Annotated in this window: 13 protein-coding genes; 7 read left to right on the forward strand and 6 right to left on the reverse strand. The window is 65.5% G+C overall.

All coding sequences use genetic code 11. The annotated features are described in order from the left end of the window. The first annotated feature begins 122 nt into the window (after positions 1-122). Complete coding sequence (locus tag ACXJ16_RS13360; RefSeq protein ID WP_324697388.1) at positions 123-1,217, forward strand: TauD/TfdA family dioxygenase; 1,095 nt, start codon at positions 123-125, stop codon at positions 1,215-1,217. Positions 1,218-1,257: 40 nt separating this feature from the next. Here ACXJ16_RS13360 and ACXJ16_RS13365 read toward each other — a convergent pair whose 3' ends face one another. Continuing rightward, a complete protein-coding gene (locus ACXJ16_RS13365; RefSeq protein WP_463920819.1) occupies positions 1,258-1,932 on the reverse strand; it encodes an isochorismatase family protein in 675 nt (224 codons plus the stop codon). Further along, the gene (locus ACXJ16_RS13370; RefSeq protein WP_054442123.1) at positions 1,932-2,762 is read right to left on the reverse strand and encodes an oxidoreductase; all 831 of its coding nucleotides are present in this window, start codon (positions 2,760-2,762) and stop codon (positions 1,932-1,934) included. Before ACXJ16_RS13370 ends, ACXJ16_RS13365 begins: the two co-directional genes overlap by 1 nt. Positions 2,763-2,994: 232 nt before the next feature. On the opposite strand from ACXJ16_RS13370, the gene ACXJ16_RS13375 reads away from it, so the two are divergent. The 6 genes from ACXJ16_RS13375 (at position 2,995) to ACXJ16_RS13400 (ending at position 10,982) form a co-directional block, all read left to right on the forward strand. Then, entirely contained in the window at positions 2,995-3,951 is a 957-nt protein-coding gene (locus tag ACXJ16_RS13375; protein ID WP_463920820.1) for a ribokinase, read from the forward strand. Between the two features lie 66 nt (positions 3,952-4,017). Next, a complete protein-coding gene (locus ACXJ16_RS13380) occupies positions 4,018-5,142 on the forward strand; it encodes an LLM class flavin-dependent oxidoreductase (RefSeq protein ID WP_054442125.1) in 1,125 nt (374 codons plus the stop codon). A 4-nt stretch (positions 5,143-5,146) separates the two neighbouring features. Next, a complete protein-coding gene (locus tag ACXJ16_RS13385; protein ID WP_054442126.1) occupies positions 5,147-5,815 on the forward strand; it encodes a cysteine hydrolase family protein in 669 nt (222 codons plus the stop codon). Between the two features lie 38 nt (positions 5,816-5,853). Beyond that, the gene (locus tag ACXJ16_RS13390; RefSeq protein ID WP_463920821.1) at positions 5,854-7,095 is read left to right on the forward strand and encodes an MFS transporter; all 1,242 of its coding nucleotides are present in this window, start codon (positions 5,854-5,856) and stop codon (positions 7,093-7,095) included. Positions 7,096-7,124: 29 nt separating this feature from the next. Further along, the gene (locus ACXJ16_RS13395; protein WP_324699096.1) at positions 7,125-8,510 is read left to right on the forward strand and encodes a zinc-binding metallopeptidase family protein; all 1,386 of its coding nucleotides are present in this window, start codon (positions 7,125-7,127) and stop codon (positions 8,508-8,510) included. A gap of 123 nt (positions 8,511-8,633) precedes the next feature. Next, positions 8,634-10,982, forward strand: a complete 2,349-nt coding sequence (locus tag ACXJ16_RS13400) for an acetamidase/formamidase family protein (RefSeq protein WP_132468643.1) — start codon at positions 8,634-8,636, stop codon at positions 10,980-10,982. 10 nt (positions 10,983-10,992) lie between these two features. Here ACXJ16_RS13400 and ACXJ16_RS13405 read toward each other — a convergent pair whose 3' ends face one another. The 4 genes from ACXJ16_RS13405 to ACXJ16_RS13420 all read right to left on the reverse strand — a co-directional run bounded on the left by ACXJ16_RS13405 (position 10,993) and on the right by ACXJ16_RS13420 (position 14,106). Beyond that, a complete protein-coding gene (locus ACXJ16_RS13405; protein WP_054442127.1) occupies positions 10,993-11,418 on the reverse strand; it encodes a 23S rRNA (pseudouridine(1915)-N(3))-methyltransferase RlmH in 426 nt (141 codons plus the stop codon). 160 nt (positions 11,419-11,578) lie between these two features. Further along, positions 11,579-11,926, reverse strand: coding sequence for a ribosome silencing factor (rsfS, locus tag ACXJ16_RS13410; protein WP_054442128.1), 348 nt, complete (start codon positions 11,924-11,926; stop codon positions 11,579-11,581). Positions 11,927-12,091: 165 nt separating this feature from the next. Next, positions 12,092-12,841: a nicotinate-nucleotide adenylyltransferase gene (locus ACXJ16_RS13415; RefSeq protein ID WP_324697377.1), complete on the reverse strand. Its 750-nt coding sequence runs from the start codon at positions 12,839-12,841 to the stop codon at positions 12,092-12,094. Then, a complete protein-coding gene (locus ACXJ16_RS13420) occupies positions 12,805-14,106 on the reverse strand; it encodes a glutamate-5-semialdehyde dehydrogenase (protein ID WP_324699095.1) in 1,302 nt (433 codons plus the stop codon). The genes ACXJ16_RS13415 and ACXJ16_RS13420 overlap by 37 nt, the downstream gene beginning before the upstream one ends. Positions 14,107-14,308 lie beyond the last annotated feature (202 nt).

The following is a 14,308-nucleotide window of genomic DNA, read 5'->3' on the forward strand; positions in this document are numbered from 1 at the left end:
TCCGTTCGATCATGGGATGCGCATGGGGAAAAGGTTTCGGGCATCGCTCGCCAAGTCACATTGTGGCATTCCGCCTAGGGTCTCCGGCAATAGCTACAGACCCAGAGAAGGACTCACGAAGCATGGCCAGTTCCGCTCCCGCGCCGCTGGAGGCCGTCCCGCCCGTCACCACTGCTGCCGCATGGCGCGGAGACCGACTGGCCGCTACCGACGAGTGGATCTACATGCTCTCGGACGATCAGGTTGCCGAACTGGAGCAGCTGGGTACCCGCTTCCTGGCCGAGAACCCGGACCTGCGCACCGTCACTGCCGAGGAATATCCGCTGGTCGCCTGCGCCGATGCCGTCGAATCATGGGGCGCGGACGTGGACTATGGGCGCGGTTTCGTGCTGGTCCGGGGCCTGTGCACCCAGCTCTATTCGGATGCCTTGTCTAACGCGATCTACTACGTGCTCGGCCTGCATATGGGCGATCCGATCCGCCAGAACGAGATGGGCGACCTGATCGACCACGTCTACGCCACCAGCGACAAGACCATGGACGATCCCACCGCGCTGTCCTCCAAGGTACGCGACAAGCTGGTCTATCACTCGGACAGCTCGGATATCGTCGCGCTCATGTGCCTGCGTCCGGCCAAGGAGGGTGGGCTTTCCTGCCTCGTTTCCGGTGCCGAAATCTACAACGAGATCCTGCGCCGCCGCCCCGATCTGGCGCCGCTGCTGCTCGAACCCTTCCACTGGGACTGGCGCCGTCAGGACCACAATGCCCCGGCGGATACCTATACCTCGCCGATCGTCAGCCTCGTGGACGGCGTGTTCTCGATGTATGCGGGTTCGCTCTATATCCTCACCGCGCAGGAATACGAAGGCGTGCCCAAGCTGACGCCCGAGCAGATCGAGGTGCTCGAACTCTTCGATACGATCACTTACGAAGAGGGCATGGCGATCGAGATGGATTTCCGCCCCGGCGACATCCAGTGGCTTTCCAACTACGCCGCGCTTCATGCCCGCACCACGTTCTGGGACTGGCCCGAGCCGCAGCGCAAGCGCCATCTCCTGCGCCTCTGGTTGAGCCGCGATGCCGGGCGTCCGGTGGTGGACGGTTTCGGCAAGAACGGTGTCGTCCAGCACCGCGCCGCGCCGCGTGACGGGAAGGAAGAGCATCCCGATGGGCACTTCGACGTGTTCTCCGTCTCGGTGCCGCGCCTGATGAGCTGATGAAGGGAATGCAGGGGGGCAGGCTCCCCCCCTGCACCGCTCAAGAGGGCCGGGGGGCCAGCATTTCCAGCACTTCGTCCGTCGTCTTCACATCGGCGAAGTTCAGCCGCAGATTGAGAAGTGCGGCGTTGTGTTCCTCGTCGCTCACGGCTGCGCAGGCGTCCGCAACGACGATCACTTTCCAGCCTCGCATGTTGGCCTCCCGCGCCGTCGATTCCACGCAGACGTTAGTGAGCGTGCCTGCCAGCACGACGAGTTCCACGTCGCTTACCCGAAGCACCTTCTCCAGCGCGCCCGCCGGGCAGGACATGGCGCCGTAGCGGTACTTGTCGAGCACGAGGTCGTCCTCTCGGCATTCCATGGCCTGATGGATGGCGTGCGACCGCGTGCCTGCGCGCAAGGCTTCCACCGCACGGGCGACCATGGGGTCCGACATGTCGTACTGCCATGCGGGAACCGCGAGGTGCGGCTCGTCGCTGACCGTCTGGCGGGTCCAGATGGCCTGTCCTCCCGCCCGGCGCATGGCTGCTGCCAGCCGATTGATCGGCTCGATCGCCGCGCGGGCGTAGGCGTTGCCGAAGACCTCGCTCTCGGCAACGAAGGCAGCCTGCATGTCGATCACGACCAGCGCACTGCGGGCGGGGAGGATCGTATCGAAGCTGTTGTATCCCGCCCCGCGCGCAACGGCCCATTCGGGAAGCCGCGCCCGGTGCATCAGGCGGGTTCGAACGCAGTGGAAAGCGAAAGCGATTCCCATTCGTCCATCTGCGCGCCCACGAAGGCGATCTGGTCGCGGGCGTAGTGCAGGGCGTCTTCACCAAGGAACAGGTGCAGCGGGGGTTCCGGCGCATCGAGCGCCGCGAGAATCGCTTCGGCTCCGCGCGTGGGATCGCCTTTTTCGCTGCCGGCACCCTCCGTCAGGCTGCGGCGGGCAAAGTGTGCGCCTTCCTCATAGTCCGCGATGTCCTTCGCGGCGACCTTGAGACCCGAGGCGGCGAATCCGGTGCGGAAGCCGCCCGGCGCGACATTGGTGACCCGGATGCCCATCGGTGCCACTTCCTGCGCAAGGGTCTGGCCCACGCATTCGAGGGCATATTTGCTGGCGCCGTAGATGGCCGTGCCCGCCCAGGGGGCATGTCCAGAAACCGAAGTGATGTTGACTACGTGACCGGCGCGTCTCGCCCGCATGGCGGGAAGCACCGCCTGGATCATGCGGATCGCGCCGAACAGGTTGATCTCGAACAGCGCCTTGGCTTCTTCGATGGAGACTTCCTCGATCGCGCCGACCAGACCGTAACCGGCATTGTTGAGCAGGCGGTCGATTCCGCCGGTCAGTTCCTCGGCCCGGGCAACGGCGGACCGGACCGAGGCTTCGTCGGTCAGGTCGACGGTGAGGACATGCGCGCGGCCCGGTGCCAGCGCCTCGAATTCCGGGTCTCCCGCACTTCGGGTCGTGCCGACGACCACGTCCCCGCGTGCGAGCGCGGCACGCGCCACCGCGCGGCCGAGGCCGCCGCCGATGCCCGTGATGAGCCATTTCGTCATCTTCGTTTCCCTTCAGGATTGGCGTAGAACTATCGAAGCAGAAATACCGGCGCCGGTGCGGGCTCGGTCAAGGAGAGAGTAGGAGGAGGGCCGAGCCGCGCTCTTTGCGCTGGAGACCGCAATTGTTGCGGCAGCGCGCACGGCGGCGCCTCGCGCTTGACCTGCCTGTGGGGGCCATGCAGCCCATGACAAAAGCAGGGGCGCGAAACAGGTTGGGCGCCAGACAAGTTAGGTGACAGCTTTGGCAGTTCACATCTTCGGTTCGATCAATCTCGATATCATCACTTCGCTGGAGCATCTTCCCCGGCCCGGCGAGACGGTCATGGCCATGGCCACGGCCAGGCTACCGGGCGGAAAAGGCGCAAACCAGGCCGTTGCGGCGGCAAGGATGGGTGCGGAAACCTACATGGTGGGTGCGGTGGGCGAAGGCGATTCGGGAAGCTGGATGCTCTCGCGCCTCAAGGCGGACGGCATCGACGTCGGCGGCGTTGCCATGTTGCCAGGCGTGGACACCGGCACAGCCTATATCGCCGTGGATTCGGTGGGGGAGAATCAGATCATCGTCGTGCCCGGCGCTAATGCGCGGCTGAGGGACGCCAGACCGGTGAGCGAGGGCGTGTTGCTTGCCCAACTCGAAGTGCCGGTTTCCGCCCTGCTGCCCGTTTTCGCGAAGTCGAAGGCGGTCCGCATCCTCAACGGCGCCCCCGCCGTGCAGGAAGGACGGGCGCTGTTCGAACATGTCGATATCCTGATCGTGAACCAGCACGAGATGGCCGCTTTCCTCGGCCTCGAAAGTGCCCCTGACAATGACGACATGGCCGTGATCGCAGAAACCGCGCGCGGGCTCCTGCGGCGGGAGGACCAGACCGTCATCGTCACTCTGGGGGCGGCGGGCGCGCTGGCGGTGCGGACCGGCTGGCAGCTTCACGTGCCCGCCCTGCCGGTGATCCCGGTGGACACGATCGGCGCAGGGGATTGTTTCTGCGGAGCGCTGGCAGCGCTGCTTGACGAGGGCGTCTCCCTTGAGGAGGCGCTGCCCTATGCCACTGTCGCTGCCGCTCTCTGCACGCTGGGGCAGGGAGCCGCGCCGGCGATGCCGATGCGGGAGGCGGTGGAGGACCTTATCGGCAGGCCGGCAACAGAACATGCGCTGCCAATCAAGAACCGGTCGGCCGCTTCCCTAAGCTGATCGGCGCACAAGCGAGGCAGGCTTCAATGCCCGTCTGGCGGAGACACAGGCCAACAAGAGGATACGATGAACCAGTTTCCCATGACGCCCTTCGGACTTCCTTCGGACAACGGCGGCAAGGACCTCGGCCTGTTCCTGCCGGTCGCCAATGGCGGCTGGATCCTGTCGAAGAACAAGCCCGAACTTGACGGCTCCTATGCCTACAACCGCCAGTGCGCCGTGCTGGCCGAGGCGGCGGGCATGGACTTCATCATGTCGATGTCGAAGTTCCGCGGCTACGGCGGCGAAACCCATCACTGGGATTCCTCGCTCGATCCGATCGTGCTCATGGCCGCGCTCAGCGAAGTGACGAGCAAGACCCGCATCGTCACCACGCTGCATACCCTGCTCCAGAACCCGGCGGTCGCCGCCAAGATGATGGCGACGCTCCAGCAGGTGAGCGGGGGCCGTGCCGGTCTCAATGTCGTCACCGGCTCCTACAAGGGTGAGTTCGCGCAGATGGGCGCCTGGCCCGAGGACGTGAATCACGACCAGCGCTACGATCTCGCCTACGAATGGGTCCGCGCGGTCAAGGCCCTGTGGAGCGAGGATTCGGTCACCATGAAGGGCGACTATTTCACGCTGGAGGACTGCGAATCCTGGCCCAAGCCCGAACAGCGGCCGTTCCTCGTTTGCGCCGGCTCCTCGGAGATCGGCATGCGGCTTACGTCGGAAGAGATGGATGCGATCTTCCTCTCCGGCGGCACCGCGCCGGAACTTGCCAGGAACAGCGACCGGGCCAAGACCATCGCCGCCGAATATGGCCGCAACATCCGTACTTATTCGATGATGACCCTGGTGATCGACGAGAGCGATGCAGCGGCCAAGGCGCGGGCACAGCACTATGCCGATGGTCTCGACGAAGGGGCACTGGCCGGCATGATGCGGGCCTACGGCTTCCTCGATGCCGAGATCGGCAAGGAGAACGACTTCACCCGCAAGGCGCGCAGTTCGTTCATGTCGGCCCAGATCGTCGGCAGCGCCGCGAGCGTGACCGAGCAGCTCGGCGAGCTGCTGGATACTTCAGGCACCGACGGCCTGATGCTGATCTTCGACGATTATCTGAAGGGCCTGCCGGTGTTCGGTGCCGAGATCCTGCCGGTCCTGCGCGAACGTTTCCCCGGCAAGGTCGCCGCATCGGTGGCGTGCTGATCCGATGCCGCTGCGCACCCAGGACCTTCCCCATGTCGAGCCCGCCGGTCTGGCGGCGATGATCGACCCGAAGACGACCGCGCTGGTGGTCGTCGACATCCAGGTCGATTTCGCCGCGCCGCATGGCCTGCTCGGACGATATGGCGTCGATCTCTCGCCGGCCGAGGCGGCGATCGACAACTGCGAGAAGCTGGTGGCGGCGGCGCGGGCGTCCGGGGCCACAGTGGCGCTGATGCGCGTCGTCACCAGCCCCGAGACCGATTCGCGCGCGCTCAAGACGCTGATGGCGCGGCGCGGCCAGCCGGGCGGCGAGGCGATCTGCCGCGTCGAGGATGGCGGTGCCGACTATTACCGCATCTTCCCGGAGCCGGGCGACATCGAGATCGCCAAGCTGCTCTATGACAGTTTCCACGGCACCGACTTCGACGCCCGGCTTCGCGCACGGGGCATCGAGACGCTGGTGATCTGCGGCCTTTCAACCGATTGCTGCGTGGATCAGACCGCGCGCTCGGCCTTCCATCATGATTACGACGTGTTCCTCGTTTCCGATGCCAGCGCCGCTTACGAGCCGGGCCTCCATGAAAGCTCGCTTTCGGCGATGGAGAAGAACTGCGTCCTGCTGACCACCACCGAGGCGGTCGAGCAGGCCTGGCCAAAGGGCGATAACGCCTGAGCCTTCGCGCTCACCATCCCTTTCAGGAGTTGCCGCCGATGACCGTGACCACTCCCCAACGCGGATCGAAGGGCGGCGTGCTGTTCGCCTGCACTCTGGGCAATTCGGTGAGCGTGACGCCGGCGGTCCACGCCGTCTTCGGGCTGTTCCTCGTGCCGCTTTCCGACACGTTCGGCTGGAGCCGGGCGAGCATCTCCGGCGTGCTCGGCATCCTCGCGCTGGTCGGCGCGGTGACCTATCCGCTTATCGGCCGATACGTAGACAAGGGCGGTGCGCGCCAGACCCTGCTGGTGGGGATATTCGGCCTTGCGCTGTCGATCGCGGCGCTGGCGCTCAACAACGGCAGTCTTGTGCAGTTCTACGTTACGTTCACGGTCCTGGCCGCCTTCGGGGCCATGGCTGGAACGCCGATCTTCCAGAAAGTCATCGCGGACTGGTTCAACGAGAATCGCGGCACCGCGCTAGGCATCAGCGCGGGCGGCGGCTGCGGGATCGGCTCGGTAGTGCTGCCGGTCATGGCGGCCGTGCTGGTGCAGACCTGGGGCTGGCGTGCGGGCTATCTCGGTATCAGCGGTTTCATGCTGGTGATCGCGCTGCCGCTGCTGTTCCTGTTGCTGCGCGATCGTGCTGCGGCAAGCGGCGCCGAAGCGGAATCCGCGCGAGAGGGCATGACTCTTGGCGAGGCCGCGCAGACCCCGATGTTCTGGCTGGTCCTCATCGCGCTGGCGGCGGGCGCCGGGGGCACAACGGCGGTATTCAGCCATGTGGTTCCGATCCTTTCCGACCGGGGCTTCTCGGTGGCCACCGGAACGGCAGTGGTCAGCGTCTTCGCACTCGTCACCTCAGGCTGGCAGATCGCCACGGGCCGTATCATGGACAAGATCCAGACGCCGCGCGTGGCCGTGCCGATGTACCTCATGGCAGTGGCCGGACTCGTCCTGCTGGAAACCGCACAGGGCATGCCGCTGCTGATGGTCGGCGGTGCGCTGCTCGGCATCGGGCTCGGCGGCCAGTTCGGAGCCCTGCCCTATTTCATCGCCCGCTATTTCGGCACCAGGCACTTCGGCTCGGTTATCGGCGCCATGTATTCGGCGGTGATCGCCGCGCAGGGGACAACACCGATCCTGCTCGACCTCGTGTTCGATGCGCGCCATTCCTATCGCCCTGCGCTGGTCGGCGTGGGCGGCGCACTGCTGGCCGGCGCGCTGCTGCTTATGCTGCTGCCGCGTTACGGCCGAGAGGCTGAAGTGGCGGAGAACCTCTTCGCCGCCGGTCACTGATTTTTCACGGAGCCCATCCCTTGGCCGACATGCCCGATCCCGTTTCCACCTTCGCCGACCCCGCCAAGGCGCCTTATGCCGTATCGGAGGAAGAGCGCGCCGCCATCGCCGCAGCCATCGACACCGACGAACTGGTGGAGCTCGCCCTGACCCTGGGTAACATTCCCAGCCGCTCGCGCGAGGAACTGGCGGCGGCCGAGTTCGTCCATGGCTGGATGGCGAAGGAGGGCTTCAACCCCCGCAAGGTCGGCGCAACGCCGGAGCGGCCCAATGTGATCGGCGAATACGGCGGGACGGGTCGGGGGGCGAACCTGCTGTTCACCGCACATCTCGATACCGAGAGCCCGAGCGGCATGAGCGAGCACGACAAGTTCCGCTATCGCGATTCCACATTGGCCGATCCCGAATGGACCCAGTGCTGGCTGGACGAGGAAGGCCGTCTGCGCGGCTACCCGATCAGCAACGACCGCGGCCCGATGTCCTGCTTCCTGATCGCCGCCAAGGCGCTGAAGAAGGCAGGCATAGGCCTGTCAGGCAAGACCTGGCTTACCGCATGTCCCGGAGAGATCGGTCCCGAGCCGATCGAGGAATTCGCCGGCATCGGCTGGAACGGCAAGGACATCGGCGCGCATTACCTGTTCCACCACGGCGGTGTCGCGCCGGACTATGCCATCGCGGCGGAGGGCACCGACTTCGGGCTGACCTGGCAGGGCTGCGGCTATGCGCTCTACCGGGTGCGGATTTTCGGGCGGGGCGTGTTCTCGCCGATCCTGGATGCACCCGCCGATCCGCGCCGCCATCCCAATCCGATCTACCGGCTGGGCCCGGTGATAGAGGCCCTGCACGCCTGGGGCCTGAAATTCGAGGCCGATTCTGTCATGGAAACCGCCAGCGGTGCGATCCATCCCAAGGTGCAGATCGCCTCGGTACGCGGGGGCATGCCGATAGACTTCGGCGCCGGAACCGAAGTCTGCGCGCTTTACATCGACGTTTCGCTTAACCCGCGCCAGAAGGCGGCCGATGCCTACCACGGCATCATGGAGGCCATGCGCGGCGTGGACGTGGAAGGCTTCGATGTGGAGCCGATGGTGGTTCGCCATGGTTTCGAGGCGCGTCCTTCAGAAGTCGCCCCGTTGGCGGGCGCTGTCGATGCGGCCACGCGGCTGGCGCGGGGGACGGTGGTGGAGCCTGCCCATCCGGTGTTTTCCAGCATGTGGCGCGATCACAATGTCTTCAATATGCACCGCGTTCCGGCCGTTACCACCGGCATGCCGCGTTGGCGCCCGACGCCGGAAGACATGGCTTCGAGCGCGCTTGTCTACGCATTGACGATGCTTGCCGTCTGCGGCCGGGGCGAGGCGCCGCAGACATGCGCGGGGACCAGCGTGTACGGCAACGAGACGCCTTTCGAATAGGTCGTTCGCACCCTTGCCGACAGTCAATCGGGCCGATAGACCTTCGTCATAAAGGTCGCCAAAGTTAGTTAAACTGGTCGCCCGATCCGGGAAGGGTGCCACCCGCTTCAAGGTGGTTTCCGCTTGCGCATTACGACGAATGTCTACCCCAAGGAGCAGCGGCGCGACGCCTGGCGTTTTGCGCTCAAGCGGCTGTCGATCACGCTCGACGATGCGGATGACGCCACGCTTTACGGCGAGCTTATCCAGTTTCGCGCCAGCACCGGTATCGACTTCATCCGCGTTACCGGCACGCCCCAGTCCTGGACCATCGACTTCCGCGACCAGCCCGCCACGTACTGGCTGGCGATGGTGCTGGATGGCAGCGCTATCGTGCGCGATTCCAGCCAGGAACTGCGACTTTCCGATGGGGAGATGATCTGCGGACGCGGTGACAGCCCGGTCAACCTGACGTTCTCCGGCGATAACCGCAGCCTGATCGTGCAGGTTCCCCACAGCGAACTCAGTGCCCGCCTCAAGACCCCGATCAGCGGCCCGCCCCGCAAGATCGCCACGGAAAGTGGAACCGCACGCGTGTTCTCCGGCATGTTGCGCTCGCTGGCGGATACGATCTCGGACATCACCACCGATCAGGCCCGCCCGGTCGAACTGGCCTTCCCCGAATTCCTCGTCACCAGCCTGCTGGACAACGCGCCGGCCAAGGCGATGGGCGGCGCGGCGGGCATGCGCGCCGCCTTGCTGGAGCGCATCTTCCAGACCATCGAGATTCGCCTGTCCGATCCCGATCTCAGCTATCAGCAGGTCGCCGCCGAGCATGGCATATCGCCGCGTTACCTTCAGAAGCTGTTCGAATCGATCAACGACAGTTTCGGCCATTACGTGAAAGTGCGCCGGCTCGAACGCTGCCGTCTCGACTTGCGCAGCCCGCTGCATGTCCAGAAGTCGATCTCCGACATCCTGTTCGAATGGGGCTTCAACGACAGCGCCTCGTTCAGCCGCGCTTTTCGCGAGCAGTACGGCATATCCCCGCGCGAATATCGCAAGGCGCCGCCGCAGGAACAGGAGGCGGTCGAGCTGCTGCGCCGCGGCCGTCCGGGGCGCAAGGAGCGCGCCAAGCCCGAAGCGGTAGAGGCAGAGGCCGAATCGGAGCTATCGCCTGAAGGGGAGGAGCAGGCCGACCGGCTGGAAGCGCCGATGGGCCCGGCGTTGCTGGGCGATACCGGCATCTCGCGCCACCACCACCTGCCTGCCACGCCCGAAACGATCCACTGGGGCTACCTCAGCAAGGACCTGAAGCCCGCGCTTCACGTCCGTTCGGGGGATTTCGTGACGATCGAGGCCCTGACTCATCACGCCAACGACGATCACGAACGCATGGTCGAAGGCGATACGGGCGTGGAAAGTGTCTACCGCTGGGATGAGACGGGCAAGGCCGTGGAACGGCGCGGAGCGGGGCCGATGGATGCCAGCGCCTTCGGCCGGGGGCCGGGCGAAGGCTTCGGCGTGCATATCTGCACAGGCCCGATCCACATCGAAGGCGCGATGCCGGGCGATCTTGTCGAAGTGCGGATCCTCGATCTCAAGCCCAGGCCAAGCGGAAATCCGCGTTTTGCCGGCAAATGCTTCGGCTCCAATGCGGCTACTTACTGGGGCTTCCACTACAACGATCTGCTGACAGAGCCCAAGATGCGCGAGGTCGTGACGATCTACGAGGTCGAAGCAGCAGGCGGGCGCCTGCCCACGGCGCACGCGGTCTATTCCTATCGCTGGACACCACAGGTCGATCCCTCGGGCGTCACTCATGCACGCTACGACTATCCGGGCGTGCCGGTCGACCCCGACACCATCGAGCGCAATTACGACATCCTGCGCAACGTGGAGATTCCGATCCGTCCGCATTTCGGCGTGATCGCGGTGGCACCGGCCTACAATGGCCTCGTCGATTCGGTTCCGCCTGCCAGTTTCGGCGGCAATCTGGACAATTGGCGCACTGGGCCTGGCGCGCGCGTATTCCTGCCGGTGCAGGTGCCCGGTGCTTTGCTCTCGCTGGGCGATCCCCATGCCTCGCAGGGGGACAGCGAGCTATGCGGCACGGCCATCGAATGCTCGATGACCGGCCTTGTCCAGATCGTCCACCACAAGGCGGCCGGGCTGATGGAGCAGCTCAAGGATGTCGATTATCCGCTGATCGAGACCGAGACCGAATGGGTCATCATGGGCTTCAGTCATCCCAACTACCTGAAGGAGCTGGGCGAGGACGCGCAGAGCGAGGTCTACAAGCAGTCATCGATCGATGCCGCCATGCGCGATGCATTCCGCAAGGCGCGCCGCTTCCTGATGACGGCCAAGCAGCTGACCGAAGACGAGGCGATCTCGCTGCTTTCGGTGGGCGTGGATTTCGGTGTTTCGCAGATCGTGAACGGCAATTACGGCGTCCATGCGGTGATCCGCAAGGCACTGTTCACCAGCTGACGAAAGCGGCTCAGCCCGAGCGGTGGTAGGGGTGGCCTGAAAGGATCGCGGTGGCGCGCCAGAGCTGTTCGGCCAGCATGGCACGGGCCAGCATATGCGGCCAGGTCATCTTGCCGAAGCAGAGAAGATGGTCGGCCTGGGCGCGGGCCGCGTCGCCATGGCCGTCAGCGGCGCCGATGAGAAAACGGCATTCCCGCACGCCCTCGTCGCGCCAGCGGCCGAGCAGGGCTGCGAATTCCTCGGAACTCATGGCCTTGCCGCGTTCGTCGAGCAGCACTTCCCGGAATGGGGTGTGGACCGGAGGCGGCACTTTTCCACCCGTGTCCGGCAGTTCGCTATGCTTGAAGGGCCAGGTGAGGCGCTTGGCATAGCGATCGAGCAGCTCTGCCTCGGGCGAGCGGGCGATCTTGCCGCGGGCGATGATGTGGAGAAGCATGGACGCCCTCTGCAGCCGCCCTGTCAGGGATGGCCAGGTTCTTGGGACCGACGAGACGGCGCAGGGAAGCCGGCGATGCGCCCAGCGCATCCCGGTTCCTGTCAGGGCCCGGCCACGTCCGCGGCCGGGTCATCCTCTCAACCGTGTGCCGGTCGCGGTATCAGGCCGCGCCGGACGGCCCGTCGAAGCCCCACATCCGTTCCAGGTTGTAGAAGCTGCGCACTTCCGGACGGAAGAGGTGGACGATCACGCCGCCTGCATCGACCAGTACCCAGTCTGCCGCCGGCAGGCCTTCGATACGGGAAAGACCGAAGCCGCCATGTTTGAGGCGCTCGGCAAGCTTCTGCGCCATGGCTGCGACCTGGCGGGTCGAACGGCCGGACGCGATCACCATGAATTCGGCGATCGTCGACTTGCCGGCAAGGTCGATGGTCACGATGTCCTGCGCCTGGTCGTCATCCAGGGACTGCAGGACGAGGGCCAATTGCGGATCGTCTGATTCGACCATGGCCGGGGGCGTTGCGCCGGTTGAAGCCGGCTGTATCTGTGCCTGTGGCATCTTAAGTAGGGTCTGCTCCTTTCAGCGACCGACCGGGCAGGGCGAATGTCGTCCTGCCACGTTCGATCTGATCTTTGGAATTCCGGGCATGCGTAGGAGAGGCCTGACGCCTGCTCACGCTGCATCTCCGGGTATCGGGCGGTGCGTTACGTTGTCCCTGCGCGATAGGGTTTCTCTGCACGATCCGGCGCGACTGGAACCGGCCTGCGAAAGCTCCCTTGAAAGCTTGCGGGCCCAGTCCGGATCAGCCTGGCGAATAGCCGTGGCCGACCGCGTATCGGGGTCGAATCGCAATGTCACCAGCGCGGGGGCGCTCCACCTTTCCGGACCACGAAGACTGGACTGGGACCTCCGGAATCTTCCCAACCAGGCCATCGCGGGGCTCGCGAAAGCGTCGGCATCATACCCCGGACGGGCGATAACCGCAATCGGCATGAGTCTGGCGATGCCGCGCCAGTTCTTCCACTGGTGGAACTGGGCCAGATTGTCGGCCCCCATCAGCCACACGAACCGCCGTTTCGGGTAGCGCCGGACCAGCTTTCTGAGCGTATCCACGGTGTAGCGCGTGCCGAGTTCCCGCTCGATCGCGGTCACGCGGATGCGTGAGCGACGGGCCTGACGCCGGGCCGATTCGACCCTGGCGGCAACCGGCGCCATCCCCGCCCGGGGCTTGAGCGGATTGCCGGGCGAGACCATCCACCACACCTCGTCGAGTCCCAGCGCCTCTGCCGCGAAGAGACTGATGCGCCGGTGCCCGCCGTGAGCCGGGTTGAAGCTGCCGCCGAGCAGCCCGGTAACAGGACCGCTACGGATCGTGGTTCTCGCTGTCAGGGTCGTTCCTGCCCGGTGCCGCGCACCAGCCACTTGTAGGTGGTCAACCCTTCCAGCGCGACAGGGCCGCGAGCGTGCAGGCGGCCGGTGGCGATCCCGATTTCCGCGCCAAGGCCGAATTCGCCGCCATCGGCGAACTGGCTGGAGGCGTTGACCATGACGATGGCGCTGTCGACTTCGGCAAGGAAGCGCTCGGCGGCGGCGGGGTCGGCAGCGACGATCGCATCGGTGTGGTGCGATGAATGGATGGCGATATGCTCCATCGCGGCATCGAGTCCGTCTACCACCGCAATCGAGAGCACGGCGTCGAGATATTCGGTGTCCCAGTCCTCGTCGCTGGCGGGCAGAACGCGGGAGTCCAGAGCCTGCGCCCGTGCATCTCCGCGCAGTTCGCAACCGGCATCGGCCAGTGCCTCGACCACCTCGGCGGAGGCCGGGAACTGGGTGTCGAGCAGGAGAGTCTCCATCGAACCGCAGATGCCGGTGCGGCGCAGCTTCGCGTTGACCGCGATTCCACGCGCCATTTCGGGATCGGCGGAAGCATGGACATAAGTGTGGCAGATGCCATCGAGGTGCGCGAGCACAGGAACGCGCGCATCGGCCTGGACGCGCGCCACGAGGCCCTTGCCGCCGCGCGGCACGATCATGTCGATCAGCCCGGCAGCCGTCAGCATGGCGCCGACCACGGCGCGATCCTGCGACGGCACGAGCTGGACGGCAGCGGCGGGAACGCCTGCCTCTTCCAGCCCCGAAGTCATTGCCGCAAGGATCGCACGGTTCGAATGGAGCGCCTCGCTGCCGCCGCGAAGCAGTACCGCATTGCCGGAACGCAGGCAGAGCGCGGCGGCATCCGCGGTGACGTTGGGACGGCTTTCGTAGATGATGCCGATCAGACCGATGGGGATGCGCACGCGCGAGAGCTTGAGGCCGTTGGGCCGCTCGCTTTCGGAAATCACTTCGCCCACGGGATCGGGCAGGCTCGCCACTTGTTCCACGGCATCGGCAATCCCGGCGAGGCGCGCGGGATCCAGCCTCAGCCGATCGAGCATGGCGCCTGTCAGGCCCTTCGCCTCACCGGCTGCGACATCCCGGGCATTGGCGGCGAGGATTGCCGGTTCGGCGGCCCGCAGGGCATTGGCGGCGGCGCGCAGCGCCCCGGCTTTCTGCGCATCCGACAGCTGTGCAAGAACGCGCTGTGCGGCGCGGCCGGCGGCGGCGATACGGGCAACGAGGGCCTCGGGCGTTTCGTCGCCGTTCTCAGGCCGAACGTCGTCGGCAAGGTTCGTCTGCAGGTTCATGGCAAGGGGAACTAGCACCGATGCGCCGACGAGTCACCGATCGGGGCAAGCTGAAAAAGAATGCGGCAAAAACGGGCGCAAGTGCTTTTCAAACCGACGTTTTTCGGCGAATCACCCTTTCATCGCGATGAACCGCTCGTCCTGTTCCTGAAACGGTTCCCTCGATTCATCGCACACAGACTTCGCTTCAGCCGGATTCCGC

Source organism: Novosphingobium sp. TK71, from assembly GCF_055361505.1.

Excerpts from the sequence above, each read along its gene's own strand:
- ACXJ16_RS13360 (WP_324697388.1), top strand. The coding sequence starts at position 123 with ATGGCCAGTTCCGCTCCCGCGCCGCTGGAGGCCGTCCCGCCCGTCACC.
- ACXJ16_RS13365 (WP_463920819.1), bottom strand. The coding sequence starts at position 1,932 with ATGCACCGGGCGCGGCTTCCCGAATGGGCCGTTGCGCGCGGGGCGGGA.
- ACXJ16_RS13370 (WP_054442123.1), bottom strand. The coding sequence starts at position 2,762 with ATGACGAAATGGCTCATCACGGGCATCGGCGGCGGCCTCGGCCGCGCG.
- ACXJ16_RS13380 (WP_054442125.1), top strand. The coding sequence starts at position 4,018 with ATGAACCAGTTTCCCATGACGCCCTTCGGACTTCCTTCGGACAACGGC.
- ACXJ16_RS13385 (WP_054442126.1), top strand. The coding sequence starts at position 5,147 with ATGCCGCTGCGCACCCAGGACCTTCCCCATGTCGAGCCCGCCGGTCTG.
- ACXJ16_RS13390 (WP_463920821.1), top strand. The coding sequence starts at position 5,854 with ATGACCGTGACCACTCCCCAACGCGGATCGAAGGGCGGCGTGCTGTTC.
- ACXJ16_RS13395 (WP_324699096.1), top strand. The coding sequence starts at position 7,125 with ATGCCCGATCCCGTTTCCACCTTCGCCGACCCCGCCAAGGCGCCTTAT.
- ACXJ16_RS13405 (WP_054442127.1), bottom strand. The coding sequence starts at position 11,418 with ATGCTTCTCCACATCATCGCCCGCGGCAAGATCGCCCGCTCGCCCGAG.
- rsfS (WP_054442128.1), bottom strand. The coding sequence starts at position 11,926 with ATGGTCGAATCAGACGATCCGCAATTGGCCCTCGTCCTGCAGTCCCTG.
- ACXJ16_RS13420 (WP_324699095.1), bottom strand. The coding sequence starts at position 14,106 with ATGAACCTGCAGACGAACCTTGCCGACGACGTTCGGCCTGAGAACGGC.